Source organism: Amycolatopsis ponsaeliensis (genome assembly GCF_030182635.1).
Classification (GTDB): domain Bacteria; phylum Actinomycetota; class Actinomycetes; order Mycobacteriales; family Pseudonocardiaceae; genus Amycolatopsis; species Amycolatopsis ponsaeliensis.
The window spans coordinates 1-10,211 of the sequence record NZ_JAPZLD010000105.1; the positions used below are offsets into that span (position 1 = coordinate 1).

Genomic DNA, 10,211 nt, shown 5'->3' on the forward strand with positions numbered 1-10,211 from the left:
CCAGGAACACGAACTGATCAACAACAGCGACTTCGGGTTGCTGCACAACGCCGACTTCGCCCAGCGCATCCCCACCCGCACCGGTCCCCCGACCCCGGACGACCTGGATGAACTCCTCGCCCTGGTCTGGAAAGACCCGGGCGTGTTCCTGGCGCATCCGAAGACGATCGCCGCGTTCGGGCGGGAGTGCACCAAGGCCGGGGTCTATCCCGATGCGGTGGACATGGGCGGGCACCACGTCCCCGCCTGGCGCGGCGTGCCGATCCTGCCGTGCAACAAGATCCCCGTCACCGAAACCCGGACCAGCTCGATCCTGCTGATGCGGACCGGGGAGCAGGCCCAGGGCGTGGTCGGGTTGCACCAGACCGGGTTGCCGGATGAGTACCAGCCCGGGTTGAACGTCCGGTTCATGGGCGTCTCGGAGCAGGCGATCATGTCCTACCTCGTGTCGGCGTACTACTCGGCCGCGGTGCTGGTGCCGGACGCGTTGGCCGTGCTGGAAAGCGCCGAACTCGGCCGGGAGGCGTGATGCCGGAACCCGCGACCCCGCCCCGCAAGCCCGACGCGGAACCGCCGCGCCCCGGGCCCGGCCTGCCGCCGTCGGCCTTCGGGCCGACCGGTCTCGGCACCGCCGCGGCCCGGGTCGTGCCCGGGCCCGGTCTTCCCGAAGCTCCCGAACCCGATCGGCGGGTGAATCCGTGACCGTCACCGAAGAACAGTTGTCGCTGGGCGTCAAGGCCGCGCGGACGCTGTCCACGACGACCAAGACCCTGCCGCAGATGCGCGGCATCACCACCCGCTGGCTGCTCTCCCAGCTCCCCTGGGTCGACGTCCCCGCCGGCAGCTACCGCGTCAACCGCCGCCTCACCTACACCATCGGCGACGGCAAAGTCAGCTTCTACAACACCGGCGCCCGCATCCACGTCGTCCCCGCCGAACTCACCGAACTCGAACTCCTCCGCGGCTTCGGCGACGAGACCGCGTTGAGTGCCCTCGCCGAAGCCTTCGAACAACGGGAGTACGAACCCGGCGCGACAATCGTCGACGCGGGCACACCGCTCGACACGCTGATCCTCATCGCCCACGGCAAAGTCACCCAGCACGGCCGCGGCGAATACGGCGACGAGGTCACCCTCGGCACCGCCACCGACGGCGACCACTTCGGCGCCGACCTCCTCGCCCGCGACGACACGACGTGGACGTTCACCGCCCGCGCCGCCACCCGCGTCATCGCGCTGGTACTGCCCGCTTCGGCGTACGCACGGCTCAACGGCCGATCGGAGTCGCTGCGGCTCCACGTCGCCGAAGCCCTTGGGCGGCCGAGGAAGCCGCAGAACAAGGCCGGTGAGGCGAGCATCGACCTGGCTGCCGGTCACGACGGCGAACCGATGCTGTCCGGCACCTATGTCGACTACGACCCTTCACCGCGAGAGTACGACCTCGCCGTCGCGCAAACCGTGCTGCGCGTGCACAACCGCGTCACCGACCTCTACAACAACCCCATGAACCAGCTGGAACAACAGCTGCGACTGACCGTGGAAGCGTTGCGGGAACGGCAAGAACACGAACTCGTCAACAGCACCGACTTCGGGCTCCTGCACAACGTCGACCTCAAACACCGCCTCACCACCCGCACCGGACCACCCACCCCACTCGACCTCGACGACCTGCTCTGCCGACGCCGCAAAACCAAGTTCTTCCTCGCCCACCCCCGCGCCATCGCCGCCTTCGGCCGCGAATGCACGCGAGCCCGCGTCTACCCGGATCCGACGGTCCTCGACGGCAAACGCGTCCAAACCTGGCGTGGTGTCCCGATCCTGCCGTGCGACAAGATTCCGATCACCGACACCGGTACGACGTCGATCCTGGCCATGCGCACCGGCGAAGACGACGCCGGCGTCATCGGCCTCCGTCCCAAGTCTCTCCCGGACGAATACCAGCCGGGACTCAACGTCCGGTTCATGGGTATCAGCGACCGCGCCGTGACGTCCTATCTGGTCAGCGCCTACCACTCCGCCGCGGTGCTGGTCCCGGACGCGCTCGGCGTGCTGGACGACGTCGAGGTGGGCCGCTCATGACGACCATGGACTCCCGGACCGCCGCCCGTCCCCTCGCCGATGTCCTCGCGTGGAGCAAGAGCCTGGTCGACCCGGCGCTGCGGACCGCGGCCGAGCGGCTGCCCGAGGCGATGCGGCGGATCGCCGGCTACCACTTCGGCTGGGAAGACGCCGACGGCGCGCCGTCGTCCGCCGACGGCGGCAAGGCACTGCGGCCGGCGCTCGTCCTGCTGTGCGCGGAAGCCGCGGGCGGCGACCCCGTGAACGCCGTGCCCGGCGCCGTCGCGGTCGAGCTCGTGCACAACTTCTCGCTGCTGCACGACGACGTCATGGACGGTGACACCACCCGCCGGCACCGGCCGACGGCGTGGACGGTCTTCGGCACCGGGCCCGCGGTGCTCGCCGGGGACGCCCTGCTGAGCGTGGCGTTCGAACAGCTGGCGCCCGACAGCGCGAAACTGCTGTCCCAGGGCGTGCTCGAACTGCTCGAAGGCCAAGCGGCCGACGTCGACTTCGAGCAGCGCGACGACGTCACGCCGGCGGAGTGCATCCGGATGGCAGGCGGCAAGACGGCGGCCCTGATCGGCGCGTCCTGCGAGCTGGGCGCGATGCTGGGCGGCCGGCCCGAGGCCGTGTCGCGGTTCGGCGAGTTCGGCCGGGCGATCGGGCTGGCGTTCCAGCACGTCGACGACCTGCTCGGGATCTGGGGCGACCCCGCCGAGACGGGCAAGCCGGTGTACTCGGACCTGCAGAACCGCAAGAAGTCGCTGCCGGTGGTGACGGCGCTGTCGTCCGGCACCACGGCGGGCGCGGAGCTGGCCACGCTGTACTCGGGGACCGACCCGCTCGACGCCGTCGAGCTGGCCCTCGCGGCCACGCTCGTCGACGAGGCCGGCGGCCGCCAGTGGAGCCAGGCCCAGGCGGCGGCGCTGGTGGCGAAGGGACTGCGGGAGCTGGCGTCGGTGAACCCGGTCCCCCGCCCGGCCGCGGAACTGGCGTCCCTGGCCCGCCTGATCACCACCCGCACCCACTGAAACCCGTAACTCGCGTGATCAGGGACCGATCTCGCGTGATTGGAGCCGGAACTCGCGAGTTCCGGCTCCAATCACGCGAGTCACGGCTTCAGTCACGCGAGTCACGGGTTACTTGCCGGGGCGGGTTAGGCCGTCTTTGTCCGCTTTCAGGCTCAGGATGTTCTTGTCCGTGTCGCCTAGGGCCTTGGTTACCTGCGCCGACGCGGGTGATGTCGACAAGTCGATCAGGCGGATCGGGGCGTCGAGCTTGATGTACGTCGGGATGTACTCGGCCTTGTCGACCTTCCAGCGTTCGCCGTCGCGGACGAAGCGGAAGCGGGCCGCCGCGCCTTCCTCCGTGTCGCCGCGCGGATCGGAGTGGCGGGCGACGCTGTTGCCGAGCCCGTAGGCGACCCACTTGTCACCGATCTTCTCGAACGGCTGGACCACGTGCGCGTGGTGGCCGACGATCAGGTCGATGTCGGCCGACGCCAGGAGCTTCTTGGCCTGCGACCGCTGCTCGGCCGTCGGGTCGTGCTGGTACTCCACGCCCCAGTGCAGGCTGGCGATCACGACCTGCGCCCCGGCCTCGCGCGCCTTCCGAGCCGATGCCAGGACGTCGTCGACGTCGATCTGGTTGGCCAGCCACGGCTTCCCGGCCGGCACCTTGATGCCGTTGAACCCGAAGGCGTACGACACCTGCGCGACCTTCACGCCGTGGACGTCGAGCACGAGCGGTTTCGCCGCTTCCGCCGCCGACCGCGCCGAGCCCGTGTGCTTGATGCCCGTCTCGTCGAGCTTGTCCAAGGTCCGCTTCACGCCGTCGGCGCCCTGGTCGATCGTATGGTTGGACGACGTCGAGCAGGTGTCGTAGCCGGTGTCCTTGAGCGCGTCCGCGATCTCCGGCGGCGCGCTGAACGACGGGTACCCGCTGTACGGGCCGCCTTCCGGCGCCAGCGGCGTCTCGAGGTGGCAGATCCCGAGGTCGGCGCCGGAGATCAGCGGCTTGATCCCGGCGAGCAGCGGCCGGTAGTCGATCTTGCCGCCGCCGTCGGCCTCGGCCTGCTCGGTCAGGGCCGGGTGGATCAGGACGTCGCCGGTCGCGACGACGCTGAACGAGCCGTCCGGGGCCGCTTCCGCCGAACCGGGCGCCGTCTCCGGGAACGGCGTCGGCGCCGGGCCGGACTGGGGCGGGCTGCTGCACGCGGCCGCCAGGACGGCGACCCCGGCGAGCGCGGCTACACGGAGCTTCGTCATCGGTCCCCCTGCTGCTGTGGTCCGGCCATCCTGCCATCCGGACGAACCCGACACGTGCCGCCTCCCAATCAACGGCAACTTCCACCACAGTCGACAACACCGATCAGAACATTCACACAGGACAAACCCGGACAACGTGCAGGACAGAGCCTAAAAAATACGATAAATGACCGGGGTTCGTGCCACGATGCAACTACCCAGAGTAGGTATCGCTCCGCTAACTGCGGGTTGACGTCGCACGAACGGGTGTTTTGTAATACCAGTCACCCGGCGGTAACCCGTCAGCAACACTCGTCCCCGGCCCATGGGAGCACTCGATGTCCACATACCCGCACAGGTTCCGCACCTGGAGCGTTGTTGGTTGTTGTTTGATTTCCGGTGTCCTGATGGCCTCGTGCTCCTCCGGCAAGGACACCGCCGCCCCGCAGCAGTCGACGCCCGCCAACGGCAAGATCACCCTCTACTACCTGCAGAAACAGGGTGACCAGCAGTACTTCGTCGAGCAGGCGCAGGGCGCGCAGGAGAAGGCGAAGGAGCTCGGCGTCGAGCTCAAGGTCGTCAACCTCGGCCAGGACGCCAACAAGGCGATCACCGAACTGGACGCCGCGGTCGCGCAGGGCGCGAACGGCGTCGCCATCGTCGTCCCGGACCAGGCCGTCGGCCCGCAGGTGATCGACAAGGCCAAGAGCGCCGGCATCCCGATCATCGCCTCCGACGACGTCATCAAGGACGGCACCGGCGCGAAGGCCCCGTTCGTCGGCTTCAACGGCAGCCAGATGGGCGACTCGGTCGGCACCGAGGCCGCGAAGCTGTTCAAGGCCGCCGGCTGGGCCGCCGCCGACACCAAGATCATCAGCGCCTACAAGCAGGACCTCAGCGTGTGCACCGACCGCGTCAACGCCGCGAAGGCCGCGTTCGCGAAGGCCGGCGACCCGGGCGTCCAGGTGATCGACGTCGGCACCGACAACTCCCCCGTCGACGCGCAGAACCGCTCCGGCGCGGTGATCGGCTCCAACCCGGGCGTCAAGCACTGGGTGGTCTGGGGCTGCAACGACGAGAACGAGACCGGCGTCGTGACCGCGCTGGCCAACTCGGGCGTGCAGGCGAACAACATCATCGGCGTCGGGCTCGGCGCCTACCTGGACTGCAAGGACTGGGCGGCCGGCAAGGACACCGGCAACAAGTCCGCGCTCTACATCTCCGGCGCCGAGGTCGGCCGTTCGGCGATCCAGGTGCTGGTCGACAAGGTGAAGAACGGCAAGGAGCTGCCCGCGGAGACGATCGCGAAGACCACGATCGTCAACAAGGACAACTACAAGCAGGCCGGCGTCAACTGCACCTGACCGATCCCGTCGTGAGTGGGAAACAGTGTTCTAACACTGTTTCTCACTCACGACCGCCGTACGGAAGGCGACCATGTCCTCCTCTTCACCCGCGCTCGCCGTCGAGGGCATCGGCAAGCGCTTCTCCGGGGTCACCGCCCTCGACGACGTCTCGCTGGAGATCCGCTCCGGCGAGGTGCTCGCGCTGATGGGCGAGAACGGCGCCGGGAAGTCGACGCTGCTGCGCGTCCTCTCCGGCGACCAGGGCCCCGACGACGGCCGGCTCCTCCTGGACGGCACCGAAGTCACCTTCGACACCCCGCGCGCGGCGATGGCCGCCGGGGTCCGCGTGATCTACCAGGAACCCGAGATCATCCCGCACGTTTCGGTGGCGGAGAACGTCTTCGTCGGCGAACTCCCCGCCAAGGTGCGGGTCTTCAACCGCCGCACGCTCCTGAAGGCCACGCAAGACGCGCTCGCCGAGTACGGCTTCGAAGGCGTCCTCAACCCGGCGACGCTCGGCGTCGCGCTGTCGGCCGCCCAGCGGCAGATCGTCGAGATCCTCCGGGTGCTCACCGCGGCCACCCCGCCGAAGGTGATCGCGTTCGACGAGCCGACGTCGTCGCTGTCCGAACACGAGGTGGAGGCGCTGTTCCGGCTGATCGGGCGGCTGCGCGACAACGGGGTCGCCGTCGTCTACGTCTCGCACCGGATGAAGGAGATCTTCCAGCTCGCGGACCGCGTCGCCGTGCTGCGCGACGGCAAGCTCGTCGGCGTCCAGCAGGCCGCGGAGACCGACGAGGCCAGCCTGGTCCGGATGATGATCGGCCGCGACCTCTCGGCGCTCGAACGCCGGGTCACGCAGGACACCGGCGACGTGGTGCTGAAGCTCGACGACGTCACGACCGACGACGTCACCGGCATCTCGCTGCAGGTCCGCGCGGGCGAGGTCGTCTGCCTGGCCGGACTCGTCGGCGCGGGACGGTCCGAACTGGCCCGGGCGATCGTCGGCGACCTGCCGATCCGGTCGGGCACCGTCGAACTCGACGGCAAGCGCCTCCGCGCCCACAACCCCGGCGACGCGGTCAAGGCAGGCATCGGCTTCGCGCCCGAAGAGCGCAAGACGGACGCGTTGCTCATGCAGCGGTCCGTCCGCGACAACATCTCCATCTCGGTGCTGGACCGCCTTCGCCGCTTCCGCGTCGTGAAGCGCGCGAAGGAACGCGCGGTCGTCCAGGAGTACATCAGCGAGCTTCGCGTGCGGACGCCGTCGATGGAGCAGGAAATCCGCAAGCTGTCCGGCGGCAACCAGCAGAAGGCCGTCCTCGCGCGCTGGCTGGCGCGGCGGCCGAAGCTGCTGATCCTCGACGAGCCGACCCGCGGCGTCGACGTCGGCGCGAAGGCCGAGATCTACCGGATCATCGACGGCCTCGCCGCGGAAGGCATCGCGCTGCTGGTCATCTCCTCCGACCTGCCCGAGGTGCTGACGCTGGCCGACCGCATCCTCGTGATGCGCGCCGGGCACCTGGCCGGCGAGATCAGCCGCGAAGAAGCGACCGAGGAAGCCGTGCTGACCCTCGCCATCCCCGAAACCGAACCGGCAGTAGAAGAGCAGCAGGAGATCGGCGCATGAGTACCCCCACCCAGGAGAAGGCCGCCCAGGAACCCGGCGCGCCGCAGCAGCCGTCGGTGTTCCGCCGCGTGCTCACCGGCATCGGCGTGCAGAACTCCAGCCTGATCATCACGCTGATCGCGTTGATCGTCCTGCTGAGCATCCTGAACGACAACTTCCTGCGCACCAACAACCTGCTGCTCATCGGCAGCGCGATCACCATCATGGGGCTCCTGGCCCTGGTGCAGACCCTGGTGATCATCCTGGGCGCGCTGGACATCTCGGTCGGCTCGATGGCCGGGCTCGCCTCGGTCATCTCGGCGATGGTGTTCACCTCGACCGGCAGCGCCGGGGTCGGCATCCTCGCCGCGGTCGGCGTCGGCATCCTGTGCGGCCTGATCAACGGCATGATCATCATCTTCGGCCGGGTCAACCCGGTGGTCGCGACACTGGCCATGCTCGCCACCTACAAGGGTGTCGCGCAGGTCATCTCGGACGGCAAGTCGCAGGGCTACACCGGCGGCGACGACCTGTTCATCTTCCTGGCCAAGGGCGCGATCGCGGGCCTGCCGTCGCTGGTGTGGGTGTTCCTGATCGTCGCGGCGCTGCTGCACTTCCTGCTGAAGTACACCGACATCGGCCGCAACGTCTACGCCATCGGCGGCAACGACACGGCCGCGCGGCTGGCCGGCATCAACATCAACCGGTACATCATCGGCGTGTACGCGCTGGCCGGCGTGGTCGCGGCGGTCGCGGGCGTGCTGATCACCGCGCGCACCGGCTCCGGCCAGCCGGTGTCCGGGTCCGAAGGCCTGGAGCTGCAGGCCGTCACCGGCGCGGCGCTCGGCGGCACGATGCTCAAGGGCGGTCGCGGGTCGATCATCTCCACGGTGCTCGCGGTGATCATCCTGGGCGTGCTCGACAACGGCATGTCCGGGCTGGGCATCAACCCGTTCTGGCAGAACGTCGCCCACGGCGCCCTGCTCGTGATCGCGGTCGTGCTGCAGCAGCTGCGCAGCGGAGAGCGCCGCGTCGGCTTGCCCGAGTAGCGGTGAACCTCCACGCCCGGATAGTGGACGAACTGGGCAGGCTCATCGTCGAAGGCGTCCTCGGGGACGGGCAGCCGCTCGTCCCCGAGGAGCTGGGCCGCCGCTTCTCCGCCTCCCGGACGGTGGTCCGCGAAGCGCTGCGCGTGCTGGAGTCGAAGGGCATGGTGACCGCGCGGCCGCGCGTCGGCACGTGGACACTGCCACCGGAGGCGTGGGACGCGATCGACCCGGACGTCATCGGCTGGCGCATCAACGGGCCCGGCGGCCGCCACCACCTGCACGAGCTGCTGGAGCTGCGGCTGATGATCGAGCCGCAGGCGGCGCGGATGGCCGCGCAGCACCGGCGTCCCGACGAGCTGTCGGCGATGGCCGCGGCCTACGAACTGATGGCGGACTCGGTGGAACGCCAGGACATCGCGGCCTTCCACGACGCCGACTCGGAGTTCCACGCAGCCTTGATCCGCGCTTCCGGCAACGCGCTCATCGCGCAGCTGCAGGTGCCCGTCGTCGCGGCACTGCGGGCGCACGGCGAGCCACTGGAGCTCGTCGCGCACTCCCGCGTGCTCACCCTGGTGCTGGCGAAGAACGCCGACGGGGCCGAATCCGCGTCGCGCCGGTTGCTGGAAACCGTTGCGCCGTACCGCTCACCGGCACCTTGACACGTCCACCGGGAACCCTGAACACTCGCTGCGAACGACCGCCGCCATGACGTGCTGAGGAGGACGCTTTCATGCGTTTCCCGGGAATTCGTGGCTTCGGCGTGCTCGCGGCCACGGTGGTGACGAGCGGGCTTTTCACGGCGCCGACGGCCACCGCTGCGGCTGCCGAATGCGCCGTGTCCGATCAGATGGTGGCCGCGGGCAACTACTGGGTGACCAACGGGACGAACCTGGCCGCCCCGGACTGGCAGAACGCGACGTTCCACGTCGGCAACCTCGCGCTGGTCCGGACCACCGGCCAGTCCAACCACAAGACACTGCCGTGGGCGGAGGCGAACGGCTACCAGCTGCCGCTCGACCCGAAGCGGCCGTTCTTCCCGGACAACCAGGCCGCCGGCGAGGCGTACCTGGACCTGTACACGTACTTCCACCCGGAGATCTCGCTCGACTCGATCCGCACGCGGATCCGCGACGAGGTCGCCTCCGTGCAGGCCGGGCACCGCGACTACTGGAACTACGTCGACGCGCTGAACATGGCGATGCCGTCGTTCGCGCGGATGAGCGTGATCGACCACGATCCGTCCTATTCGGACACCATGGACAAGTTGTTCAAGACGTCGGAACACAAGCTGTTCAACGAGTTCACGGGCCTGTGGTACCGCGACGCGCGGTTCACCGGCTCCGGTGTGTTCTGGTCGCGAGGCAACGGCTGGGCCCTGGCGGCGCTGACGAAGGTGCTGCAGGTCCTGCCGACGGACGACCCGCGGCGGCCGGAGTACCTGCGGGTGTACAAGAAGATGGCGTTTTCGTTGGCCTTGTTGCAGCGCCGTGACGGCTTCTGGAACTCGGACCTGCTGAACCCGTGGGACCACGGCGGCCCGGAGACGAGCGGCACGGCGTTCTTCACGTTCGGCATCGGCTGGGGCATCAGCGCGGGCATCCTGCCGGCGTCCCGGTTCCGCCCGGTGGTGGACAAGGCGTGGACGGCGCTGTCGATGAAGGCGTTGCAGGCGGACGGCAAGGTCGGCTACGTCCAGCCGGTCGGCGACCGCCCGGCGACGGCCGAGGTCACGGACACGTCGGCCTACGGCGTCGGCGCGTTCCTCCTGGCGGGCCAGGAAGTCGCCAAGCTCCCAGGCTGCTCGGCCGAGTAGGGCAACGTGGGCGGGCGGCCCCCCCGACGGGGGCGGGCCCCCCGGACGGGGGGGGTGCGGCCCCGGCCCGGCCGCCCGCGGCGGGGGG

The 10,211-nt window shown here is 69.4% G+C and carries 9 protein-coding genes and 1 pseudogene; 9 read left to right on the forward strand and 1 reads right to left on the reverse strand.

What is annotated here, in order from left to right; translation table 11 throughout:
• From QQ657_RS56215 to QQ657_RS56230, 4 genes and pseudogenes are all read left to right on the forward strand, one after another.
• Window positions 1-529, forward strand: a pseudogene (locus QQ657_RS56215) (Crp/Fnr family transcriptional regulator); the annotation flags it as partial.
• Window positions 529-702 (forward strand): hypothetical protein, encoded by a 174-nt coding sequence (locus QQ657_RS56220; RefSeq protein ID WP_284750699.1) that lies wholly within the window; start codon window positions 529-531, stop codon window positions 700-702. The pseudogene QQ657_RS56215 and the gene QQ657_RS56220, both read left to right, overlap by 1 nt.
• A complete protein-coding gene (locus QQ657_RS56225) occupies window positions 699-2,078 on the forward strand; it encodes a family 2B encapsulin nanocompartment shell protein (RefSeq protein WP_284750700.1) in 1,380 nt (459 codons plus the stop codon). Before QQ657_RS56220 ends, QQ657_RS56225 begins: the two co-directional genes overlap by 4 nt.
• Window positions 2,075-3,091, forward strand: a complete 1,017-nt coding sequence (locus QQ657_RS56230; protein WP_284750701.1) for a family 2 encapsulin nanocompartment cargo protein polyprenyl transferase — start codon at window positions 2,075-2,077, stop codon at window positions 3,089-3,091. Before QQ657_RS56225 ends, QQ657_RS56230 begins: the two co-directional genes overlap by 4 nt.
• 108 nt (window positions 3,092-3,199) lie before the next feature.
• Here the strand turns inward: QQ657_RS56230 and QQ657_RS56235 are convergent, their stop codons facing one another.
• Window positions 3,200-4,327, reverse strand: coding sequence for a CapA family protein (locus QQ657_RS56235; protein WP_284750702.1), 1,128 nt, complete (start codon window positions 4,325-4,327; stop codon window positions 3,200-3,202).
• Window positions 4,328-4,695: 368 nt separating this feature from the next.
• Between QQ657_RS56235 and QQ657_RS56240 the strand changes: the two genes are divergently transcribed.
• The 5 genes from QQ657_RS56240 to QQ657_RS56260 all read left to right on the forward strand — a co-directional run bounded on the left by QQ657_RS56240 (window position 4,696) and on the right by QQ657_RS56260 (window position 10,123).
• A complete protein-coding gene (locus tag QQ657_RS56240; RefSeq protein WP_350310785.1) occupies window positions 4,696-5,670 on the forward strand; it encodes a substrate-binding domain-containing protein in 975 nt (324 codons plus the stop codon).
• 73 nt (window positions 5,671-5,743) lie between these two features.
• Window positions 5,744-7,282, forward strand: coding sequence for a sugar ABC transporter ATP-binding protein (locus QQ657_RS56245; protein ID WP_284750704.1), 1,539 nt, complete (start codon window positions 5,744-5,746; stop codon window positions 7,280-7,282).
• Window positions 7,279-8,310 (forward strand): ABC transporter permease, encoded by a 1,032-nt coding sequence (locus QQ657_RS56250; protein WP_284750705.1) that lies wholly within the window; start codon window positions 7,279-7,281, stop codon window positions 8,308-8,310. The genes QQ657_RS56245 and QQ657_RS56250 overlap by 4 nt, the downstream gene beginning before the upstream one ends.
• Before the next feature lie 2 nt (window positions 8,311-8,312).
• Window positions 8,313-8,969, forward strand: coding sequence for a FadR/GntR family transcriptional regulator (locus QQ657_RS56255; RefSeq protein ID WP_284750706.1), 657 nt, complete (start codon window positions 8,313-8,315; stop codon window positions 8,967-8,969).
• A 71-nt stretch (window positions 8,970-9,040) separates the two neighbouring features.
• The gene (locus QQ657_RS56260) at window positions 9,041-10,123 is read left to right on the forward strand and encodes a glycoside hydrolase family 88 protein (protein WP_284750707.1); all 1,083 of its coding nucleotides are present in this window, start codon (window positions 9,041-9,043) and stop codon (window positions 10,121-10,123) included.
• Window positions 10,124-10,211 lie beyond the last annotated feature (88 nt).